The organism is Streptomyces thermocarboxydus, assembly GCF_024760485.1.
Lineage (GTDB): Bacteria > Actinomycetota > Actinomycetes > Streptomycetales > Streptomycetaceae > Streptomyces > Streptomyces cellulosae.
The window spans coordinates 902,573-924,680 of the sequence record NZ_CP058273.1; the positions used below are offsets into that span (position 1 = coordinate 902,573).

Below are 22,108 nucleotides of genomic sequence, written 5' to 3' on the forward strand. Positions count from 1 at the left end.
CGAGCAACCACGACGGACCCGCAGCCGACGACACCGCCGCCCGGCGGGGGCTCAGCGCGCAGTTCCCCGCGCCCCTGAGCGTGCGGACCCACCGTCGCCTTCCACGGGCCCCCGGCCCCAGGGACCCTTGCGGGCACGGCGCCACCATCGCCCTTCAGGGCACGGCCCCACCGTCACCCCAAAAGGGGCGCGGGGAACTGCGCGAGCAACCACCACGGACCCGCGGCCGCCCCTCAACCGACCGCGAACGCCCCCGAAGGCGGCAGCGGCGACGGCACAGCCGTCACCTCGGAAACCGGCCGCGCCTCCCCCACCCACCGCCACAGAGCCTCCCCCCGCACCACCCGCGCCGGAAACGGATCCCCCGCGACCGCCCGGGTCAACGCGGGGATGTCCAAAGCCCGGTCCGACGCCGCCACCACCACGTTCCCGAACCGCCGCCCCCGCAACACCGCCGGCTCGGCGACCAGCACGACCTCCGCGAACCGCGTCCCCACCGTCGCCACCTGCGACCGCAGAAACGCGAACGGCGCCGCGTCCGCCAGATTGGCGAGGTACACCCCGCCGCCCCGCAGCACCCGCGCGACCTCGTCGACGTACCCGACGGTGGTCAGATGCGCCGGCACCTGAGACCCCCCGAAGACGTCCCCGACGACCACATCCGCACTGCTGTCGGAGGCAGCCTCCAGCCACGCCCGCGCGTCCACCGTATGGACAGCGACACCACCCCCCGCCGGCAACGGCAACACCTCGGCGACCAGCGCCGCCAGCCCCGCATCGGCCTCCACCACGTCCTGGCGCGACCCCGGCCGGGTGACGGCCAGGTACCGGGGCAGCGTCATCGCCCCGCCCCCGAGATGCACCGCGTCCAGCGGAGCCCCCGGCTCGCCGGCGACATCCAGCACGTGCCCCAGCCGCCGCGCGTACTCGAACTCCAGATGCGTCGGCTCGTCCAGGTCGACGTACGACTGCGGGGCGCCGTCGACGGTCAGCAGCCAGGCCCGTTCCCGGTCGACGTCGGGCATCAGCTTGGCGGTGCCGTGGTCGACGGCGCGGGACACAGGGATGGGCTCGTTCACCGTCCCATTGTGCCGCCGCGCCGCCGGCCCACCGCATCAGAGGCGGAGCCTCACTCGACCTCCGTCACCGTCCCGGCCCCCACCGTCCGCCCGCCCTCGCGGACGGCGAAGCCGACCCCCGGCTCGAGCGGCACGTCGCGCCCCAGCTCGACGGTGACGGTCACCGTGTCCCCGGGCCGCGCCACCGCCGCCTCGCCGAGGTCGACGTTCCCGACGACGTCCGCGGTGCGGATGTAGAACTGCGGCCGGTAGCCGGTCGACACCGGTGTCGTCCGGCCGCCCTCGCGGGCGGACAGTACGTACAGCCGCGCCGTGAACCGCCGGCTCGGCGTCACGCTGCCCGGCGCGGCCACCACGTGTCCGCGCCGCACCGCGTCGCGCGGCACCCCGCGCAGCAGCAGCGCCACGTTGTCCCCGGCCTGCGCCTCCTCCATGGGCTTGCCGAAGGTCTCCAGGCCGGTCACCACGGTCTCGGTGTCCGCGCCGAGGACCTGTACCTTGTCGCCGACCCGAACCGTGCCCCGCTCCACCGCGCCGGTGACGACGGTGCCGCGGCCCGTGATGGTGAGCACGTTCTCCACCGGCAGCAGGAACGGCGCGTCCAGATACCGCTCCGGCACCGGCACATAGGTGTCGACCGCGTCGAGCAGCGCCTCGACGGACGCGGTCCACCGCGGGTCGCCCTCCAGCGCCTTGAGTCCGGACACCCGGACGACGGGCGCCGCGTCACCGCCGTAGCCGTGCGCGGTGAGCAGTTCGCGGACCTCCAGCTCGACCAGGTCGGTCAGCTCCTCGTCGCCCGCGTCGGCCTTGTTGAGGGCGACGACGATGTGGTCGACGCCGACCTGCCGGGCGAGCAGCACGTGCTCGGCGGTCTGCGGCATGATCCCGTCCAGCGCGGAGACGACGAGGATCGCCCCGTCGAGCTGGGCGGCGCCGGTGACCATGTTCTTCACGTAGTCGGCGTGGCCGGGCATGTCGACGTGCGCGTAGTGCCGGGTGTCGGTCTCGTACTCGACGTGCGCGATGTTGATGGTGATGCCGCGGGCGGCCTCCTCCGGGGCCCGGTCGATGCGGTCGAACGGCACGAAGGCGCCGGCGCCCCGCTCGGCGAGGACCTTGGTGATGGCGGCGGTCAGGGTGGTCTTGCCGTGGTCGACGTGGCCCATCGTGCCGATGTTGAGGTGCGGTTTGGTGCGGATGTACGCCGTCTTGGACATGGCGGTACCTGGAAGCCTCTCAGGTGATGACGCGTCAGGCCCCGGGCGCGGCGGATCGGCGCGCGGCCGGGACGGGGACCCCGGGAACCTGCCCGACCCTCCCCCTGCGGGGTCCGCCGGGCGATCCGGGGAGGGTCAGCTTCGGGCGCCGTCGACTGCGGCGACGAGAACGGTGACGGCAGCCTTCGGGGCATCCGCGACGGCGGATGCTGCGAGAGGGAAGGCGTACCGGAACATGAGGACGATCCTCGCCGACCCCGCGCCCGGCGTCGAACGATTTTCCCCGCTCAAGCGCCGAAGCCGGCGGCGGTGTTCACGCCCCGATGTTCTTCAGCGCCTCGCGTACCGACAGCGGCGCGAACCGGTCGCCCTCGCGCGCGAGGAAATCCCGTACCGCGCCGGGGTCGGTCTTGGCGTACTCGCGCAGGGCCCAGCCGATGGCCTTGCGGACGAAGAAGTCGGGGTGTCCCGACTGGCGCAGGCAGTAGTGGAAGAGCCGGTCGGTGTCGGTGCGTTCCTTGTGGCGGAGCTGGTGCAGCAGCGCGGTGCGCACGAGCCACAGGTCGTCGTCGGCGCTCCACCGGTCCATCTCGGCGGCGAGCGCGGGATCGGCGGCGACGAGCGCCCCGACGACGTGTACGGCGAGCAGGTCGACGGTGTCCCACCAGGGCACGGTGGTGACGAGGTGCCGGGTCACGGGCAGGAAGCCCGAGGAGCACCGCCGTACGTGGCGGCGCAGGTAGTCGACGGCGAAGTAGTGGTACTCGCGCTCGGGCAGCTTCCAGCAGCGCAGGGCGACCGCAGTGCAGTCGGCCTCGGTAGGGCGGGGCAGTCCCGCCTCGACGGTACGGGACAGGGCGCGGCGCACCGGGGTCTTCAGGCCCAGGAAGGGCGCGACGTCCTTCATGTACGCCCGCATGGTCCGGGCCGCGACGGGGTCGGCGGCGGACGCGTACGCGGCGACGAGCCGCTCCAGCACCGTGTCGGCCGGCGTGCTGTCCGGCACCCACGGCGGCGCCGGACCGTCCTGCGTGACGCGCATGAGACGAACACTACGGCGATCTCGCACATACGTCGGTTAGTGTCACCGGATGCTCGATGCCACCAACCGCTCTGGGGGCACCGCCACGGCCCGTCCTCGGGCCGGCTCGTCCGACCTCGCGGTCGCCGTCCCCACGGCCGCTCCCGCTCCCGCGCCCGCTCCCGGTCTCGCCGGCCGGTGCGTGAGAGTCCTGCTGTCGCCGTGGTCCCGGCTGTCCCTGCTGGTCGTGCTGCTCGCCTCGGCGGCGGCGGTCATGGTGGTGCTGGAGCCGCAGCAGCTGCTGACCGACGGCCTGCCGGCCCGGCTCGGCGGTGTCGTGGGCGTCGTCGCCTACGCGGTGGCGTACGGGGCGTGCACGGTGGCGTTCGTGCCGCGTCCGCTGCTGAACCTGGCCGCGGGGGCGCTGTTCGGCTCCCAGTTCGGTCTGGTCGCGGCACTCGGCGGGACGGTGCTGGGCGCAGGTCTGGCGTTCTGCCTGGGCCGGGTGCTCGGCCAGGAGGCGCTGCGTCCGCTGCTGCGCGGGCGCTGGCTGAAGGCCGCGGACAACCAGCTCAGCCGGCACGGTTTCCGGTCGATGCTGGCGGCGCGGCTGTTCCCCGGGATCCCGTTCGCCGCCGCCAACTACTGCGCGTCGGTCTCCCGTATGGGCCTGCTGCCCTTCCTGCTGGCGACGGCGCTCGGCTCGATCCCGAACACCGCCGCCTACGTGGTGGCGGGCGCCCGCGCCTCCACCCCGACGTCCCCGGCCTTCCTGATCGCACTGGCCTGCATCGCCCTGCCGGGTCTGGCGGGCGCGGTGGTCGCCTGGCGCAAGCGGCACCGGCTGCGCGCCGGGTAGCGACCCAGGCGGTGCCCCGGACCCACTCCGGCACGCGCTACGACAGCCCGCCTGCCGTAGCCGCCCCGCAGCCGAGGCCCGACGGACGGCCCGCCATCGCGCCCGCGGCCCACGCCGGCACGCATCGCCGCGCCCGTCACACCCGTCTCGGGGCCGAGGCCCGACGGACGGGCCGTCACATCCACCCCGGAGGTGGCGGGACGCACATCCACCCCGGAGGTGGCGGGACGGAGCGCCGGCCCACCCAGGGGCCGTGCCCGGACGAGTGCTTGCCCTGCCCACCCCGGGGCTGCGGCACGACGACGCGTCCGCCATCCCGGCCCCTGGCGGCAGCGGGCCGCAGCGTCCGTCAGCCCGCTCCGCGACGTGGCGCGACCGATCGCCGCTCCGGTCCCGGGGGCGTGGCGCGACGGGGATCAACCCGGCCGCACCGACCGCCCCGCCCCGCGACGGGGCCCCGTCACACACGCTCCAGGATCATCGCGTTCGCGAGCCCGCCGGCCTCGCACATGGTCTGCAGGGCGTAGCGGGCGCCGCGCTCCCGCATGGCGTGGACCAGGGTGGTCGTCAGACGGGTGCCGCTCGCGCCGAGCGGGTGGCCGAGGGCGATGGCCCCGCCGTGGACGTTGACCCTGTCGAGGTCGGCGCCGGTCTCCTGCTGCCAGGCGAGGACCACGCTGGAGAACGCCTCGTTGACCTCGAACAGGTCGATGTCGTCGAGGGAGAGCCCGGCCCGGCGCAGCACCTTCTCGGTCGCCGGGACGACACCCGTGAGCATCAGCAGCGGGTCGGAGCCGGTGACGGCGAAGCTGTGCAGCCGGGCGAGGGGGCGCAGGCCGAGCTTCGCGGCCGTCTCCCCCGCCATCACGAGGACGGCGGACGCGCCGTCGTTGACGGGGCTGGCGTTGCCCGCGGTGACGTTCCACTCGATCTGCGGGAAGCGCTCGGCGAACACCGGGTCGTGGTAGGCGGGCCTGAGCCCGGCCAGGACCTCGGTGCTGGTGTCCGGGCGCACGCACTCGTCGCGCGTGACGCCCTCCAGCGGCGCGACCTCCGCGTCGAACAGCCCGGCGTCCCAGGCCGCGGCGGCCTTGCGGTGCGAGGACACCGCGAAGGCGTCCATCTGCTCGCGGCCGATCGACCACTTGGCGGCGATGAGCTCGGCGCTGATGCCCTGCGGGACGAGCCCCTCCGGGTGGCGCGCGGCGATGCCGGGGCCGAACGGGTCCTTGCCCTCGGGCACGTTGGACCACATCGGCACCCGGCTCATCGACTCCACGCCGCAGGCGACGGCGATGTCGTACGCGCCGGAGATGACGCCCTGGGCGGCGAAGTGCACCGCCTGCTGGGAGGAGCCGCACTGGCGGTCGACGGTGGTGGCGGGCACGGACTCGGGGAGTCCGGCGGAGAGGGCGGCGTAGCGGGTGGTGTTCATGGCCTGCTCGCCGACCTGGTCGACGGTGCCGCCGATGACGTCGTCGATCAGCTCCGGGTCCACGCCGGAGCGTCCGACGAGGGTGCGCAGGGTATGGGCGAGCAGTTCGACGGGGTGGACGTGGGCGAGGGCGCCGTTGGGCTTGCCCTTGCCGACGGGTGTGCGTACGGCTTCCACGATTACTGCGTCACGCATGGTGCGGGCCTCCTTGGCCGGACCGGATCAGGACGTCACACGGCGTGGGCTACCGGTGAGTAGGAAATCCGGACTCACCATAACGCCGCCCGTTGGAAAATCAAACCCACTTCAGGTCATGCCCGTAAACTGGCCCCATGGCCGCCTCCAAAGACCCGCGCCCCTGCTCGATCGCCGACACGCTCGCCCTCGTCGGCGAGAAGTACTCCCTGCTCGTGCTGCGCGAGGTGTGCCTCGGCAACGGCCGCTTCGACCAGCTCGTGCGCAACATCGGCGCGCCGCGCGACATCCTGGCCACGCGGCTGCGCCGGCTGGTCGACGCCGGGATCCTCACCAAGCACCCGTACAGCGAGCGCCCGCAGCGCTTCGAGTACCGGCCCACCCAGGCGGGTCTCGAACTGGAGCCCGTGCTGTGGACCCTGAAGGAGTGGGGCGACCGGCATCTGCGGGCGGACACCGGCACGCCGATGGTGCTGGAGCACCACTGCGGCCACGAGTTCGTGCCGGTCGTCACCTGCCGGGCCTGCGGCGAGGAGGCCCGCCACCGGGAGCTGACCGCGCACCCCCAGGTGCCGGGCTGGACGGTGGGCGGTCCCGCGGCCGCCTGAGCGTCACCCGTACGGACGCGGCGGGTCACCGCACCTTCGCCGGGGCTTCACCTTCGGGCGCTACAGTTCGCCTCCGGCACGCCCGACGATCGGCCCGACGACCGACAGCACCGCAGCCGGCGGTGGGGGGTGGGCCCTTCGACCTTTCCTCGATCGGCACTTGGATCCCGCTGCCCCATGTCATGGTTCGAATCCCTGATCCTCGGCCTCGTCCAGGGTCTGACCGAGTTCCTGCCCGTCTCCTCCAGCGCGCATCTGCGGCTGACCGCGGCCTTCTCCGGCTGGGAGGACCCCGGCGCCGCGTTCACCGCGATCACGCAGATCGGCACGGAGGCCGCGGTGCTGATCTACTTCCGCAAGGACATCGGACGCATCCTGTCCGCATGGTCCCGCTCGCTGACCGACAAGGAGATGCGCCGGGACCAGGACGCGCGCATGGGCTGGCTGGTCATCGTCGGCTCGATCCCGATCGGCGTGCTCGGGGTGACGTTCAAGGACCAGATCGAGGGGCCGTTCCGCGATCTGCGGCTGACGGCGGCGATGCTCATCGGCATGGGCGTCGTCCTGGGCGTCGCCGACCGGCTCGCGGCGCGCGCGGAGAGCGGCGGCCGGCACCGGGTGGCCGCGCCCCCCAAGGAGCTGACCGACCTGACCGTGCGGGACGGCCTGATCTACGGCGTATGCCAGGCGATGGCCCTGATCCCTGGCGTCTCCCGCTCGGGGGCCACCATCAGCGGCGGTCTGTTCATGGGCTACCGGCGTGAGGCCGCGGCCCGTTACTCGTTCCTGCTCGCGATTCCCGCCGTGCTGGCGTCCGGCCTGTTCGAGCTGAAGGACGCGGCGGACGGCGGGCACGTCTCCTGGGGTCCGACGCTCTTCGCCACGGTGATCGCGTTCGCCACCGGGTACGCGGTGATCGCGTGGTTCATGAAGTTCATCTCGACCAAGAGTTTCATGCCGTTCGTCTGGTACCGGATCGCGCTCGGCATCCTGCTGATCGTGCTGGTGGGGGCAGGTGTCCTGAGCCCGCACGCGGGCGAATCCGGCGGTTGAACCACGGCCGTGCAGGTGTACAGGTAGCGCCGTCGAGCATTTCCTGGCGCCTGCCCGCAAAGCAGGGGGGACGCGGAAGGGCCCGCACGGCGTACCGTGCGGGCCCTTCCGTGCAGAGGGTGTAGCGGGTGGGCTGAGGTCCGTGTCCGGCCCAGGTGACCGGGTCCTGAGGTCGTTGGTCGCCAGGTGAGGCATCGCCTGTTTCGGATTGGGGCATTCCGCTGCGGTGGGGCACTCGCTCGCACCTGTGCCGTGAGCATGGGCGATACCCGGCCGGCACACGGATCGGCACCCCTCCGTCCGCAGGATCACCCAGCTCGCCGTGTCCCACCCCCCACCTGGAGTGCGTCCCGATGCGCGGTGATGCGAACCGCCGCCAGGAGAGGCTGGGCGCCAGCGAAGCGGACGAGCTCCTTCTGGCCGTCGCCGGCCTGGAGCGGATCGGCCGGCGCGACGTCATCACGGAGACTCTGGCCACCGACGTGATGATGCCGCCCGTCGGCGCCGTGGTCCTCGCACTCCGGTGTCGCCGGCACGACACGGCTGCGCGTGCGCGGGCCACCTGCCCGATGACGACGGCCGGCGCCTGTTCGCTGAGATCGTGCTGGGCGAGGCCGACAACCGACTGCCGCTTGTGAGCGTGCCGGCGGCGGCCACCACGGTGATCGTGGGCCTGCGCGACAAGCGGATGCGCGAGCGGGACGAAGGCGAGCAGGAGGCGCTGTTCGAGGAGGAGCGCCGGTGGGCCGGGTGCCGCCCTGGTGCGGGGTTCCGGGCGTTCGAGGAGTGGCCGCCGTGGGCAGGCTGTGCTCATGAGCGACAGTCCCCGTCGAGACACATAGGCCTGCTCGCCTCGCCACCCACCGGCCTCTGGACGACCGGCGACGCCCTGTGTGTCTGGCTCGACGCCGATCAGCCGGCCGCCGCGGCCGGGAGGCTTTCCTGCTGCGCGTGCTGAGGCTGTCGGAGGAGGTCGGCGAGGTGGCCCAGGCGGTGTTCGGCGCGACCGGCCAGAACCCCCGCAAGCGCACGAGCCACGCCTGGCAAAACGGGGAGTCCGAGCTGTGCGACGTCGTGATCACGGCGCTGGTGGCGCTGCGAACGCTGACGCCGGGGGCGCCGGGAGGTGTTTTCACGCGCCGTCTGGAGGGAGTGGCCGAGCGGCCGCTGGGCCCGTCCCGAAGGGCCACGGAGGGACGGGAGGTATGCCGTGCGCGTGTCCCGGCCCCGCGACCGGAGGCGGTCGCGGGGCCGGGAGATCGTTCCGGTCCGGTGATCAGTGTTCGGGCGGGCCGCCGGCCAGGGCGTCGGCTCCGCCCAAGTTCAGGTCTTGCTGGACCGGCTCATCGGTGATCATCACGGTGACCGTGCGTTCGGCGTAGTCCTCGGCCCCGACCGTGATCACGTGCAGGCCGGGTTCGGGTGCGGTGAGGACGTAGCCGCCGTCCGCGTGGGAGAGGACCCGGTCGGTCTGGCCGCCCTCCGCCGACAGGAGGGTGACCGCCGCTCCGCTGACGGGGCTGCCGTCCGGGGTGTGGACGATGCCGTGGACCACGGTGCCGGGTCCGCCGGACCGCTCCGGCGCCTCCTCCGGGGGCTCCACCGCGAAGTGCGGCAGCCGCTTGTCCAGCCACGCCGGGAGCCACCAGTTGGCAGGACCGGCGAGGTGCATCAGTGCGGGAACCAGCACCGTGCGCAGGATGAACGCGTCGAGCGCCACCGCGCCCGCCAGGCCCAGGCCGAACATGGCCGTGGCGCGCTGGCCGCTGAGCATGAACGCGCTGAAGACGCAGATCATGATGATGCCGGCCGCGTTGATCACCCGGCTGGTCTCGGCGAGACCCACCCGTACGGCACGGGCGTTGTCACGGTTGTGGACCCATTCCTCGTGCATCCGGCTGACCAGGAACACCTGGTAGTCCATGGACAGGCCGAACAGCAGGGACAGCATGATGACCGGCAGGAACGCCTCGATCGGTCCGGGGCGTCCGGCGGCCAGCAACTCGCCGCCCCAGCCCCACTGGAAGATCGCCACCACGACGCCGAAGGAGGCGGCCGCGGCGATCAGGTTCATCAGGGCGGCCGTCAGCGGGACCACGATGCTGCGGAAGGCGACCAGGAGCAGCAGGAAGCCGAGTGCGACGATCGCCCCGATGAACCCCAGCAGTTTGCCGGCCAGGGTGCTGGCGAAGTCCTCGGCGAGCGCCGTGCCGCCGCCGACGTACGCCCGCATGTCGTTGCCCTTCTCGGCAGCGGGCACCACGTCGTCACGGATGTGCTCGATGAGGTCGGAGGTCTTCTCGGACTGCGGGTTGGTGCTGGGGACGACCTGCACGACCACGACCTTCGCCTCGGGCGCGCCGGGCACCGGCACCACCCGGGCGACGCCGTCCGTGGTGCGCAGGTCGGCGACGAGGCCGTCCAGCGCGGCACGGTCGGCGGGTGTGGGTACCTCGGCGACGAGCTGGAGGGGGCCGTTGAAGCCGGGGCCGAAGCCGTCCGCGAGCAGGTCGTACGCCTTGCGCGTGGTCGTGGTCTCGGGGTTGTTGCCCTGGTCGGACGTCCCCAGGCGCAGCGAGAGCGCGGGAATGGCGATTACCACCATGGTCAGGAAGGCCGCCGCGGCCAGGACGCGCGGGTGCCGCTCGACGAAGACGGACCAGCGCTCCGCGGTACGGGCCTTGGCAGGTGAGCTCACGCCGTCCTGGGCGAGCTTGCGGCGCTGGTGGCGGCTGAGGACCCGCAGACCGAGCACGCCGAGCATCGCGGGCAGCAGGGTGACGGCCGCGACGACGGTGATGACCACCGTCAGGGCGGCCGAGATCGTGACGCCGTTGAGGAAGGTCATGCGGAGCGCGAACATGCCGAGCAGCGCGATGCAGACCGTGCCGCCGGCGAACATGACGGCCCGGCCCGAGGTGTTGACGGCCTGTACGGCGGCCTCCTCGGGTGTCTTGCCGGCGAGGATGCCCTTGCGGTGGCGGGTGACGATGAACAGGGCGTAGTCGATGCCGACGCCGAGACCGACCAGCATGGCCAGCCAGGTCGACACCTCGGGAACGGTGGTGACCCTGCTGAGCAGGGCGATCACGGAGGCCGCGGTGCCGACGGCGAACAGGGTCGTCACGATCGGCAGCAGCATGCCGAACAGCGAGCCGAAGGCGAGGAAGAGCACCACCGCCGCGGCGAGGACACCGACGATCTCGCTGAGGTGGGCCGGCGGTGCCTCGGCGAGCGCGACGGTGGCGCCGCCGACCTGAACGTCGAGGCCGTCGCCCGCCGGTTCCCTGGCCGCGTCGATGAGGTCCTCCATCTGGCCGACCTCGAGCTCGTTACCCTGCTTGGTGAAGGTGACCGTGGCGTAGGCGGTGCGGCCGTCCTCGCTGATCTGCGCGGCGCCTGCCGGGTCGTACGGGCTGACGACGGAGCCGACGTCCGGCTGCTTGGCGATGACGCCCAGGGCGGTGCTCATTTTCTGCCGTACGTCCGCGTCACGCACGGATCCCTCGGACACATGCCAGACGACGGTGTCCGACTCACCGGCCTGCTCGGGGAAGGCCTCCCGCATCAGGTCGATCGCCTTGGAGGAGTCCGTGCCGGGCAGGCCGAAGACGTTGGCGTACTTGTCGCCCAACGAGCTGCTGGCTCCCGTCGTGCCGAACAGCAGGACGATCCATAAAAGAATCACCGTCCACTTGTGCCGGTAACACCAGCGGGCCCACGCGGCCATCGCCATCACTCCTCGTCCTGGTCGTGCTCTTCGGCTGTCTCGGTGTCAGCCTCGGGGCGGGACGAGCAGTCGACCAGGAGCCTCCGGACTCTCCCTGGAGCCTCACAGCGAACTCTCAAGTTGCCGTCATGGGTTTCCCAGGGAAGAGCGCGGTGTCGCACGGATACTGGTGACATGGAGACCGACACCGGCAAGCCGGCCACCGTGCTGATCGTCGAGGACGAACCAGGGATCGCTGACATCCTGGGCATCACGCTCAAGTTCCACGGGCTGTCGGTGCTGTTCGCCTCCTCGGGCCGGGAGGCGCTGGAGACCGCCCGGCGGCACCGCCCCGATCTCATCCTGCTCGACGTGATGCTGCCCGACGGCAACGGCTGGCACGTCTGCCGCCGTCTGCGCGACGAGTCCAGTGAGGGGCGGGACACCGCCGTCATCTTCCTGACGGCTCGCGACGCCCCGCAGGACATCGTGAACGGGCTGGCCCTGGGCGGGGACGACTACATCACCAAGCCGTTCAACGTGGACGAGGTGCTGGCCCGGGTGCGGTCGGTGCTGCGTCGCACGCGCCGCCCTGAGAAGGCGGGCCGGGACGTACTGCGTCATCTGGACGTCGAGTTGGACGAGGCGACGTTCACCGTCCGGCGGGCGGGGCGGCCGGTGGAGCTCACGCCGACCGAATACAACCTGCTGCGCTATCTGATGCGCAACGCGGACCGCATCGTGACCAAGGAGGAGATCCTGCGGCACGTGTGGAGTTACGACTCGTCCGTGGAGTCCAGCGTCGTGGAGACGTACGTCAGTTATCTCCGCCGCAAGTTGGACCCGCACGGCGCTCCGCTGATCGTGACCCGCCGCGGGGTCGGCTACGGGCTGAGCGCGGCGGCAGGATGACCGGGCACGTGCGCACGGAGGGCCTGCCGGCCGTCGGCGTCCCCGCCGCCGGTCCCGTCGTCGGTGGCAGAACCGGCGGCGGGCGTACGGCGGCCAAGGAGATCGCAGCGGGCGGTATGTCACCGGAGGTCCGGCCCGCCGGCCGGCGTCCCCGGTCCCTGCGGGGCAGTCTCACCCTCGCCAACGTCGCCCTGCTGGCGCTCGCGCTTCTCCTGGCGATGGCCGCCTCCCTGGTCGGGGTGTGGACGCTGCTGATCGGTCAGCTCGACGACGCCCTACGCGCCGACGCAGTCAACTCCGCACGGCTGCAGGCAGGCCGGGCCGCAGTCGCGGACGGCTGTTCGGGCGGCTCCGCGTTCGGCACCGCCTTCCGGCACCGCTCCCCCTTCGCGGTCCTCGACTCGCGCGGCCGGGTTCCGGCGGGCTGCGCGCCAGGCGCGGACGCCAGGGCGCTGGCAGCGGTCGTCGCGGACCCGGTGGCCCTGGTCGCTTCGGGGGACGGGGCGTCCGTGCGGCTGGACGACAAGGTGCTGCGGGTGGCGGCGCTGCGGCTCGACGACGGGCGCATCATGCTCGTCAGCACGCCGATGGCCGGGATGATGTCGACGGTCAAGGAGCTCTTCGTCCTGGAACTCATGGCGAGCACGGGGTTGTTGACGATGCTTGCGCTGGTGTCGCAGCGGGCGGCGCGGCGGCGGCTGCGGCCGCTGGAGGACATGGTGCAGACGGCCTCGGCGATCGCCGCCGGACATCTCGGCCGTCGTATCGACGGCGTCGACGGCAGCGCGGAGGTGGCCGAGCTGCGCCATGCGCTCAACACCATGCTCGAACAGGTGGAGACCGCCTTCCGGTGCCGGGAGGAGACCTCCGAGCAGCTCAAGCAGTTCGCCGCCGACGCCTCCCACGAGTTGCGCACCCCGCTGGCCACCATCCGGGGGTACACCCAGCTGTACGGCAAGGGCATGCTGGACGCCGAGGAGCGCGACCGTGCCATGAGCCGGATTGCCTCGGAGGCGGACCGGATGAGCGGACTCGTCGAGAAGTTGCTGGCACTTGCCCGGTTGGAGCAGCAGCCCGAGCCCCGGCGTCGCCCGGTCGACCTCGCTCAGCTGAGCCGGGACGCGGCGGCCGATCTGCGCGCGGTGCAGCACGAGCGGCCGGTGACCCTGGGAGGCGTCCTGAAGGACGGGGCCGAGGCCGCACACGTCCTCGGTGACGAGGCGCAGTTGCGTCAGTTGGTGAGCAACCTGATGAGCAACGTGTCGGTGCACACACCGGCGCACGCGCCGGTCACGGTGGAGGTCTCGACGGACGGAGACGGTGTACTGCTGCGGGTCGCGGACAGCGGGCCCGGGATGCGGCCGCAGGACGCGGCCCGGATCTTCGACCGGTTCTTCCGCGCGGATCCCGACCGAGCCCGGCAGACCGGCGGCAGTGGGCTGGGCATGTCGATCGTGCGGGCCGTGGTCCAGGCCCACGGCGGGACGTTGCGGGTGGACACCGCTCTCGGGGAGGGCATGACGGTGGAGGTGTCGCTGCCGCGGGCGGCCCCGGTGCCGGAGTGACGGCCGGCACCGGGTCACCGTCACACCCGGCCGGCTTCGGCCGCACGACGGTCCGCCGCCCGCACACGGGGCCGCGGCTGTCGTGCGGTGCCGGAGCGGTCAGTCGGTCGCGGAGGAGGCCGGCATAGGGGCCGTGACCGTGTGGAAGGCGCGGTCGTAGTAGACCAGCGGCTCCCCCGGCGCCAGGCGTACGCCGTTGACCCGGCCGATCATGATGGTGTGGTCACCGGCCCGATGGCGCTCATGGAGCCGGCAGTCGAGCTGGCCCAGCGCTCCCGCCACGACCGGGAGCAGCGAGGGGCTCAACTCGTGTCCCCCGTGGGGGAACTTGTCCGCGCCGGAGGTGGCGAAACGCCGGGCGACCTCGGTGTGTTCCGAGCTCAGGATGCTCACCGCGAAGTCCTGGCAGCCGTCGAACGCGGCGAAGGAGGACGAGGTGTGGGCCAGGCAGACCAGTATTAGCGGCGGGTCGAGCGAGAGGGAGCAGAAGGAGGTCGCGGTGAAGCCGCGCGGTGTGCCGTCGGCCTCCCGCGTCGTCACCACGACCACACCGGCGGCCAGCCGGGCCATCGCCGCGCGGAACTCGGCGGGGTCCGGCCATGACGGGGGTCGTGCCGACGGGGCGGCGGGGCGGTGGGTGGTCACGGCGGTCGGGGGATTCGTCACGGCAGCAGCACCACCTGTCCTGCGAAGTTGAGCCCCGCGCCGAAGCCGACCAGCAGGGCGGAGTCGCCACTGCGCACCTCTCCCCTGCTCAGCAGGGTCTCCAGAGCCAGTGGAACGGAGGCGGCGGAGGTGTTGCCGCTGTGCTCCACATCGCGTGCGACGGCGGTGCGACCGGTGAGGCCGAGCCGCTCCACCATCAGTTCGATCATGCGAAGGTTGGCCTGGTGCGGTACGAAGGCACCGAGCTCGTCGGGTGTCACGCCTGCCAGCTCCAGGGCCCGTGCCGCCTCGGGGCACACCTCCTCCATCGCCCACCGGAAGACACGGCGGCCGTCCATCCTCATCCAGGGCCGGCCGGCCGTGTCCGGATCACGGGCGAAGTCGTCCCAGCCTGCGGTCATGTGCAGCGCCTGCTCGTACGCGCCGTCGGCCCGCCGTACGACCGGTCCGATGCCCGGGGTCGCGGAGGGGCCGACGACCACGGCGCCCGCGCCGTCGGCGAACAGGAAGGAGGTCGTACGGTCGTCCGGGGCGACGATGTCGGTCATGCGCTCGGCGCCGATCACCAGCACATGCCGTGCGCTGCCCGCGGACACGGCGTCGGACGCCATGGCCAGGGCGTGGCAGAAGCCGGCGCAGGCCGCGGACAGGTCGACGCCCGCGGCCCGGTGGGCGCCGATCTCGTGGGCCACGCGCACGGCCCGCGGCGGTGTCTGGGAGAGGTTGGACATGCTCGCCAGCAGCACCAGGTCGATGTCGGTGGCGGGGACGCCGGCGTGGGCGAGCGTCTTCCCGGCCGCCGCCTGCGCCATGAACGTCAAGGTCTCGTCGGCACCCGCGAAGCGGCGCGAGCGGATACCGCTGCGCGTCTCGATCCACTCCTCGGTGGAGTCGATCCGCTCGCACACTTCGGCGTTGGTCACCACCCGCCGCGGCCGGTATCCGCCGATTCCGAGGATCCGGCTGTGGCCGTGTGCGGGGGCGTGCAGGGCTGGGGGCATCGTCGACTCGCTTCCGCGGCCGGGCGGTCAGCCGCGGGCCGCTGTCGTGGGTGGAGCGAAGTGGCGTACTTGTTCGAGAAGTTGGGCCAGCCTCAGGACGGCCGGGTCGGGCTGCGCCCGGGCGCGTACGGCGGCGACGAAGGCGGTCAAGGTGGCCGTGACCTGGTCGTCGGGTGCCAGTCGGAGCGTCCTGGCGCCCGCTGCGGACTCGAGGCGGACGAGCGGGACGTGGTCGGAGGGCGGGGTGTAGGCCCGCTCCACGATGATGCGGCCCTCGCTGCCGTGGAGTTCGTAGCTGCTGCGGTAGGCGTGCGCCATGCCGAAGGAGAGCTGGGCGGTGATGCCCTGCGGGGTGCGCAGCACGACGGCGCCCGCTGTGTCGACCTGGTGGCCGGCTCCGCGGGAGAGCACGGCGCCGGCAACCGTGAGGGCGGGCCCGAGGAAGTGCAGGGCCGCGCGCAGGGGGTAGACGCCCACGTCCCACAGGGCGCCGCCGCCGAGGTCGGGGCGGTGCCTGATGTCCTGAGGGGGCGGCTGGGGGATGGTGAACACCGCGTGCAGTGCACGCAGTTCACCGATAACCGCCGAGTCGAGCAGTTCGCGTACGGCCCGGTGCTGTGTGTGGTGGACGAACATGACGTTCTCCACCAGGGCCAGACCGCGGTCGCGGGCGAGGTCGAGCAGGCGGCGGGTGCTCGCCAGGTCGGTGGTGAGGGGTTTCTCGGCCAGGACGTGCTTGCCCGCCCGCAGCGCCGCCTCCACCCAGGTGGCGTGCAGGGAGGCCGGTACGGGTGCGTACACGGCGTCCACGTCGTCGGCCGCGACGACGTCCTCGTACCCGGTGACGGGGCGGCCGCCGAAACGGTCCGCCGAGGCCTTCGCGCGGGCGGCGTCCCGGCTGCCGATCACCGTGACCTCGATTTCGGGGTGGGCCACCATGGCGGGCAGCATCCGGCGCAGGGCGACGTCGGCGCAGCCGAGGAGTCCGACCCGTAGCGGCCGGCCGGTGTGCGGTGCGCCGGTCACGGCCGGTCCGCCGTGGCGTTGAGGCAGGCGAGCAGGGTGCGCGCCTGGACGTTGACGTAGTGGCCGTGCCGAACCAGCGAGGTGAGCTGCCCCGGTGTCACCCAGCGGTAGCCGGCCGGGGGGTCGAGGGGTGCGTCCGTGTCGTCGGCGTCGACGAGCAGGTAGCGGCTCTCGGCGTGGAGGAACCGGCCGCCCTCTTCGGAGTGCACGGCCTCGTAGCGGATCCGGTCGGGGCCGGCGGCGAGGACCAGGTCCAGGTAGGGCGGCCGTTCACCGCCGTGGAGCTGTGCGTAGTTCTCGGGAGTGCACTGGACGGTGGGCCCGAGTTCGACGGTGTCGAGGAAACCGCCTTCCACTCGGGCGTGGGCCAGGACGTGGCGGACGCCGTCGATCTCGCGGGTCAGGAACGCGGTGACACCGCGCCCGACCGGTTCGAACAGCGGCTGGCTCCAGCGGGACACCTCGCGGTTGCCCGCCTCCACGGCGACGGCGACGACCCGGAAGTAGCGTCCGTCCTCGTGGTCGACGGAGTGGTCACCCTGGACCCAGCCGGACGTCTCCCTGAGCGGGATGCGCTCGGCGCGGATGTCGTGCCGGGCGCGCTCGGAGGTGAACCAGGACAGCAGCTCGGTGTCGGAGTGCAGGGCGTACGGCGCGCCCGCCACCGGCAGGCAGGACAGCACGGTGCGCGCGTCCATGTTGATCACGCCGGACTCGCCGAGCAGGGCATTGATCTGACCGAGGGTCAGCCAGCAGAAGTCGTCGTGCAGCGGGACCTCGCCGTCCGTCTCGACCACCATGTTGCGGTTGCTCTTGTGCAGGAACCAGGAGCCGTGCTCGGACTGGAGCGCGTCCGCGAGGATCCTGCCGGATGCGGGCCGGGTGAAGTGCTCGAGGTACTTCACGTCGGCCCCACGGTGCACCTTGGTGTAATTGCTGCGGGTGGCCTGGACCGTCGGCGAGAGCTGGAGCAGGTTGGGGTTGCCGGGTTCCATCTTCGCCTGCATGAGGAAGTGCAGGACGCCGTCGAACTCCTTGGCCAGGATGCCGAGGATGCCGACCTCGGGCTGGTTGATGATGGGCTGCTGCCAGGCCGGGAACGGGCCGTCGGCGTGGATGACGTGCAACCCGTGGACGGTGAAGAACTTCCCGCTGCGATGCCCGAGGTCACCGGTGCGTGGATCGAACGACCAACCGTCCAGGGCGGTGAACGGGATCCGCTCGACGCTGAACTTCGACGCGCGGGTCCGCTCGTCGAGCCACGCGCGGACGTCCTCGGGCCCGGGCGGGGCGCCGACGGCGGCCTGGGCCGAGCGGGCCAGGCGGGCGGCCAGTCCGCCGCCGTCCTCGCGCGGGACGGTCCGGGTGCGGGGCCTGGTCGCGGCGGTCATCCGGTGGCCTCCACGAACTCCTTGACCGAGCCGATGACGTAGTCGAGCATCTCGTCGGTCAGCCCGGGGTAGACGCCGACCCAGAAGGTCTGGTCGGTGATGATGTCGCTGTTGGTGAGGTCGCCGACCACGCGGTGCGGCTGGTCGACGTAGGCGGGATGGCGGGTGAGGTTCCCCGCGAACAGCCGGCGCGTGCCGATCCGGCGGCTCTCCAGGAAGTTGACCAGCGCGGCCCGGGTGAAGGGTGCGTCGGGGGCCACGGTGATCACGAAACCGAACCAGCTGGGGTCGCTGTTCGGGGTCGCCTCAGGCAGCAGTAGGTGGGGCACGTCCCGCAGTCCGTCTCGTAGCCGCTGCCAGTTGCGCTTGCGGGCGTCGATGAAGTCGTCCAGCTTGGCCAGCTGGGTCAGGCCGAGCGCGGCCTGGAGGTCGGTCGCCTTCAGGTTGTAGCCGACGTGCGAGAAGATGTACTTGTGGTCGTAGCCGGCCGGCAGCGTTCCCATCTGGTACTGGAAACGCTTGAGGCACTTGTCGTTCTCGCCCGGCTCGCACCAGCAGTCCCGGCCCCAGTCGCGCAGCGACTCCACGATCCGGGCCAGCGCGAGGTTCGAGGTGAGGACACAGCCGCCCTCCCCCATCGTCAGGTGGTGCGCCGGGTAGAAGCTGACGGTGGTCAGGTCGCCGAAGGTGCCGGTGAGTCTGCCGTCGTAGGTGGAGCCGACCGCGTCGCAGTTGTCCTCGATGAGGAACAGCTCGTGCTCGGCGGCGAGTTCGGCGATCCCGGCGACCTCGAAGGGGTTGCCCAGCGCGTGCGCGATGATGATCGCCCGGGTCCTGGGGCCGATCGCCTGCGCCACCCGGTCGGCGGTCGTGTTGTACGTGGCGAGATCGACGTCGACGAAGACCGGCACGAGCCCATTCTGCAGAATCGGATTGACCGTGGTGGGGAAGCCCGCGGCCACGGTGATGACCTCGTCGCCCGGCCGCAGCCGACGGTCCTCCAGCAGGTGGGAGGTGAGCGCGGAGACCGCGAGCAGGTTGGCCGACGAGCCCGAGTTCGTCAGGTGCGCCTTGCGGCGCTTGAGCCGGCGGGCGAAGGCCGACTCGAACTTGCGTGAGCTGCGTCCCGCCGCGATCCGCATCTCGAGCGCGGCTTCCACTAGGGCGACGCGGTCCTCCGCGTCCAGCACGGCACCGGACGGCCAGATCTCGGTGACGCCGGGGACGAAGCCGGCGTCCCTCTGCTGCTCCTGGTGGTACTTGCGGACCTCGTCCAGCACAAGCGCCCTGTGGTCGCTCATCTCCGGTTCCTTCCTGGCGTACTGATGGGTGGTGATACAGCCGCGAGGAGGTCCCGCAGCGATTGGTCCAACGAGCGGCGCGGTTCCCAGCCGAGCACGTTGGCGGCGCGCGCGACGTCCAGCTGGAGCCACTCCGTGTCGGAGCGGGCGTGGCCGCCGGACGGTGTCTCCTCGACGATCCGGACGGGAAGTTCGCTGAGGGCGACCAGTCGGTGCACCAGCTCCCGGGTGTGGACCGCCGTACCGCTGCCGATGTTGATCACTTCACCGACCACGTCGCCGGCGTCCGCCCGCACCGCCCGCACCACGGCGTCCGCGACGTCCCGTACGTCCACGAAGTCGCGCCAGGCGCGCAGCGCCGGAAGCCGCAGCTCGGCCGGGCCTGAGGAGAGGGGGCGGTCGCGGACCGGGCCGGCCAGCCGGGCCGCCACCGAGCCCAGCAGGCTGCCCGGATGGGTACCGGGACCGCAGACGTTGGCGATCCGCAGCACCACCGCGGGCGGCCCGCCGGCCCGGGAGGCGTCCAGTACGGCCAGCGTGCCGAGCAGTTTGGTCCGGCCGTACGGGGTGACCGGCTGGGGCTCGCTGCTCTCGTGGGTGGACGCGCCGGCGGTCCCGGCGCCGTACTCGTGCACGCTGCCGAGCTGGACCGTACGGGGCGGCCGAGGCGTCAGGGCGAGGGCGTGTGCCACCACGGCGGGCAGCTCCGCGTTGCCGGCGTGCATCTCGCGCTCGTCGGCATTCCAGGCCCGGCCGGCGGCGTTGACGACGGCGTCGGCGCCTGCCTCGGTGACCAGTGCCGCGATCCGTTCCGAACCTGCGGTGAGCAGGTCGAGGCCGCCGGGACCGCGGCCGGGGACGGCCACGACCTGTTCGCCGGCCTCCCGCAGGGCGTGGCAGACGTGCCGGCCGAGGAAGCCGCTCGCGCCGAGGACGACGACGTTCACGCGTCGCCGCCCTGCCGGTGCTTGGCGGCCTTCCACCAGTCGGGGTTGTCGCGGTACCAGGCGACGGTGTCCGCGAGCCCCTGTTCGAAGGAGATCCCCGGCTCGTAGCCCAGCTCCTGGCGGATCTTGGTGTCGGTGATGGAGTAGCGCAGGTCGTGACCCTTGCGGTCGGCGACGTGGCGGATCAGGGAGGCCTCGGCGCCGCACAGGTCGAGCAGGCGCTGGGTGATGGAGATGTTGGTCTGCTCGTTGCCGCCGCCGACGTTGTAGACCTCGCCGGAGCGGCCCCGGGTGAGGACCAGCTGGACCGCCCGGCAGTGGTCGTCGACGTGCAGCCACTCGCGGATGTTGCGGCCGTCGCCGTAGAGCGGAACGTGCCGGCCCTCGAGCAGGTTGGTGACGAAGAGCGGGATGAGCTTCTCCGGGTGCTGGTAGGGGCCGTAGTTGTTGGAACAGCGGGTGACGGACAGGTTCAGCCCGTGGGTCCGCCAGTAGGAGCGGGCGATCATCTCCGCGGCCGCCTTGGAGGCGGCGTAGGGCGTGTTGGGCAGCAGCGGCCAGTCCTCGGTCCACGAACCCTCGGCGATGGAGCCGTACACCTCGTCGGTGGAGATGTGGACCACCCGCTCCACCCCGGTGCGCAGGCAGGCCTCCAGGACGGTCTGCGCACCGACGACGTTCGTCCGTACGAAGTCGGCCGCGGCCTCCAGCGAGCGGTCGACGTGCGACTCCGCGGCGAAGTTGAGCACGGCGTCGTGCCCTGGGAGCAGATCGAGCAGCAGGGGCAGGTTGCAGATGTCGCCGCGAACGAAGTCGAGCCGCGGGTGCCGGTCCGGGAGGTTGGCGCGGTTGCCCGCGTAGGTCAGCTTGTCGAGGACGGTGACCTCGGCGTCCTCGTAGCCCGCGTATCCGCCCTCGAGGACGGTCCGGACGTAGTGCGAGCCGATGAACCCGGCTCCGCCGGTGACCAGGATTCTCATGCCGCCACCTCGACCCTCGTGTGGTCGCCGACGACGAGACGGTGCTGGCCGGCCCCGGCGGCCGGTCCGACGGAGGCGGACCGGCCGATGAGCGAGCCGTGCAGTCCGCGGACCTCGGTGACGGTGGCGCCGTCCAGGGTGATGGAGTACTCCAAGCGTGTGCTGCGCAGGACGCAGTCGCGGCCGATGCTCGTGTGCGGACCGATATGGCTGTCCTCCACGAGACTGCCGACGCCGATCACGGCCGGGCCCTCGATCCGGGAGCCGACCACACGCGCGCCCGCCTCGACCACCACGGCCCCCACGAGCTCGCTCGCGGAGTCCACTTCTCCCTCGACGCGGCGGGTGAGCCCGTCGAGGAGCTTGCGGTTGCACTCCAGTACGTCGTCCACGCGGCCGGTGTCTGCCCAGTAGCCGTGGTACTGGCTGGCCTTGACGGTCGCGCCCTGCTCCACCAGCAGCTGGATGGCGTCGGTGATCTCCAGCTCGCCGCGGGCGCTGGGTTCGATGGCGGCCACGGCGGCATGGATGGCCGGGGTGAAGAAGTAGACGCCGATCAGGGCCAGATCGCTGCGGGGCTCCTGCGGCTTCTCCACTAGCCGCACCACCGAGCCGTCGGCGGCCAGCTCGGCCACGCCGAACTGGCGGGGGTCGGGCACCGGGTGCACCACGATCTGCGCTGCCGGCCGCCCGACGGCGAACTCCTCGGCGATCGCGGTGATCCCGTCGTGGAGCATGTTGTCGCCCAGGTACATCACGAAGTCGTCGTCGCCCAGGAAGTCCCGGGCGATGGCCACCGTGTGGGCCAGGCCGCGCGGGGCGTCCTGGGGGATGTAGGTGACACGCACGCCGAGTCGGGAGCCGTCGCCGATGACGGCCGCGATCTGCGCTGCCCGGTCACCGACGATGACGCCGATCTCCTTGACGCCGAGGTCCCGGATGTTGTCCAGGACGTGTTCGAGCACGGGCTTGTTGACGATCGGAATAAGCTGTTTGGGCATCGAGTAGCTGAACGGCCGCAGGCGGGTACCCGCCCCGCCCGACAACACCAGAGCCTTCATCGAAGGTCCTCTCTGCTGGGATGGCATCCGCTTCGTCCGGCTCACCTGGCGAGCGTCGGCGAAGCGGCTGGAGTCGTCC

At 72.1% G+C, this 22,108-nt stretch carries 19 protein-coding genes and 1 pseudogene; 7 read left to right on the top strand and 13 right to left on the bottom strand.

Annotated features, from left to right (window positions below):
• Positions 1–233 precede the first annotated feature (233 nt).
• The 3 genes from AY578_RS04235 to AY578_RS04245 form a co-directional block, all read right to left on the bottom strand.
• Complete coding sequence (locus AY578_RS04235; protein WP_136237392.1) at positions 234–1,079, bottom strand: spermidine synthase; 846 nt, start codon at positions 1,077–1,079, stop codon at positions 234–236.
• A 50-nt stretch (positions 1,080–1,129) separates the two neighbouring features.
• Positions 1,130–2,299, bottom strand: coding sequence for an elongation factor Tu (gene tuf / locus AY578_RS04240; RefSeq protein WP_028959843.1), 1,170 nt, complete (start codon positions 2,297–2,299; stop codon positions 1,130–1,132).
• Between the two features lie 313 nt (positions 2,300–2,612).
• Complete coding sequence (locus AY578_RS04245; RefSeq protein WP_028959842.1) at positions 2,613–3,341, bottom strand: DNA alkylation repair protein; 729 nt, start codon at positions 3,339–3,341, stop codon at positions 2,613–2,615.
• 49 nt (positions 3,342–3,390) lie between these two features.
• Between AY578_RS04245 and AY578_RS04250 the strand changes: the two genes are divergently transcribed.
• Complete coding sequence (locus tag AY578_RS04250) at positions 3,391–4,179, top strand: TVP38/TMEM64 family protein (protein WP_136237393.1); 789 nt, start codon at positions 3,391–3,393, stop codon at positions 4,177–4,179.
• Between the two features lie 460 nt (positions 4,180–4,639).
• Here AY578_RS04250 and AY578_RS04255 read toward each other — a convergent pair whose 3' ends face one another.
• On the bottom strand, positions 4,640–5,809 hold the full coding sequence (locus tag AY578_RS04255) for a thiolase family protein (protein WP_136237394.1): 1,170 nt from the start codon (positions 5,807–5,809) through the stop codon (positions 4,640–4,642).
• A gap of 137 nt (positions 5,810–5,946) precedes the next feature.
• Between AY578_RS04255 and AY578_RS04260 the strand changes: the two genes are divergently transcribed.
• From AY578_RS04260 to AY578_RS04275, 4 genes and pseudogenes are all read left to right on the top strand, one after another.
• Positions 5,947–6,417: a winged helix-turn-helix transcriptional regulator gene (locus AY578_RS04260; RefSeq protein ID WP_136237395.1), complete on the top strand. Its 471-nt coding sequence runs from the start codon at positions 5,947–5,949 to the stop codon at positions 6,415–6,417.
• A 177-nt stretch (positions 6,418–6,594) separates the two neighbouring features.
• Positions 6,595–7,470 carry an undecaprenyl-diphosphate phosphatase gene (locus AY578_RS04265; protein WP_136237396.1) on the top strand — a complete coding sequence of 292 codons (876 nt, stop codon included), beginning with the start codon at positions 6,595–6,597 and terminating at the stop codon, positions 7,468–7,470.
• A 245-nt stretch (positions 7,471–7,715) separates the two neighbouring features.
• Positions 7,716–8,108, top strand: a complete 393-nt coding sequence (locus tag AY578_RS33995; protein ID WP_420341329.1) for a hypothetical protein — start codon at positions 7,716–7,718, stop codon at positions 8,106–8,108.
• Between the two features lie 200 nt (positions 8,109–8,308).
• Positions 8,309–8,649, top strand: a pseudogene (locus AY578_RS04275) (MazG-like family protein); the annotation flags it as partial.
• A 97-nt stretch (positions 8,650–8,746) separates the two neighbouring features.
• Here the strand turns inward: AY578_RS04275 and AY578_RS04280 are convergent.
• Complete coding sequence (locus AY578_RS04280) at positions 8,747–11,206, bottom strand: MMPL family transporter (protein ID WP_019524829.1); 2,460 nt, start codon at positions 11,204–11,206, stop codon at positions 8,747–8,749.
• 168 nt (positions 11,207–11,374) lie between these two features.
• Between AY578_RS04280 and AY578_RS04285 the strand changes: the two genes are divergently transcribed.
• Positions 11,375–12,091 carry a response regulator transcription factor gene (locus tag AY578_RS04285; RefSeq protein ID WP_019524830.1) on the top strand — a complete coding sequence of 239 codons (717 nt, stop codon included), beginning with the start codon at positions 11,375–11,377 and terminating at the stop codon, positions 12,089–12,091.
• Between the two features lie 8 nt (positions 12,092–12,099).
• Complete coding sequence (locus tag AY578_RS04290; RefSeq protein ID WP_240800973.1) at positions 12,100–13,656, top strand: sensor histidine kinase; 1,557 nt, start codon at positions 12,100–12,102, stop codon at positions 13,654–13,656.
• A 99-nt stretch (positions 13,657–13,755) separates the two neighbouring features.
• Here the strand turns inward: AY578_RS04290 and AY578_RS04295 are convergent, their stop codons facing one another.
• The 8 genes from AY578_RS04295 to AY578_RS04330 are packed head-to-tail and all read right to left on the bottom strand — an operon-like array spanning position 13,756 to position 22,029.
• The gene (locus AY578_RS04295) at positions 13,756–14,322 is read right to left on the bottom strand and encodes a flavin reductase (RefSeq protein WP_019524832.1); all 567 of its coding nucleotides are present in this window, start codon (positions 14,320–14,322) and stop codon (positions 13,756–13,758) included.
• A complete protein-coding gene (locus AY578_RS04300; protein ID WP_019524833.1) occupies positions 14,319–15,323 on the bottom strand; it encodes a beta-ketoacyl-ACP synthase III in 1,005 nt (334 codons plus the stop codon). The genes AY578_RS04295 and AY578_RS04300 overlap by 4 nt, the downstream gene beginning before the upstream one ends.
• Before the next feature lie 27 nt (positions 15,324–15,350).
• Positions 15,351–16,349 (bottom strand): Gfo/Idh/MocA family protein, encoded by a 999-nt coding sequence (locus AY578_RS04305; protein WP_028959837.1) that lies wholly within the window; start codon positions 16,347–16,349, stop codon positions 15,351–15,353.
• Entirely contained in the window at positions 16,346–17,740 is a 1,395-nt protein-coding gene (locus tag AY578_RS04310) for an NDP-hexose 2,3-dehydratase family protein (protein WP_019524835.1), read from the bottom strand. The genes AY578_RS04305 and AY578_RS04310 overlap by 4 nt, the downstream gene beginning before the upstream one ends.
• On the bottom strand, positions 17,737–19,041 hold the full coding sequence (gene rfbH / locus AY578_RS04315) for a lipopolysaccharide biosynthesis protein RfbH (protein ID WP_019524836.1): 1,305 nt from the start codon (positions 19,039–19,041) through the stop codon (positions 17,737–17,739). Before rfbH ends, AY578_RS04310 begins: the two co-directional genes overlap by 4 nt.
• Positions 19,038–19,988, bottom strand: coding sequence for an NAD-dependent epimerase/dehydratase family protein (locus AY578_RS04320; RefSeq protein WP_037953460.1), 951 nt, complete (start codon positions 19,986–19,988; stop codon positions 19,038–19,040). Before AY578_RS04320 ends, rfbH begins: the two co-directional genes overlap by 4 nt.
• Entirely contained in the window at positions 19,985–20,968 is a 984-nt protein-coding gene (gene rfbB, locus AY578_RS04325; protein ID WP_136237402.1) for a dTDP-glucose 4,6-dehydratase, read from the bottom strand. Before rfbB ends, AY578_RS04320 begins: the two co-directional genes overlap by 4 nt.
• On the bottom strand, positions 20,965–22,029 hold the full coding sequence (locus AY578_RS04330; protein ID WP_019524839.1) for a glucose-1-phosphate thymidylyltransferase: 1,065 nt from the start codon (positions 22,027–22,029) through the stop codon (positions 20,965–20,967). Before AY578_RS04330 ends, rfbB begins: the two co-directional genes overlap by 4 nt.
• Positions 22,030–22,108: the final 79 nt, after the last annotated feature.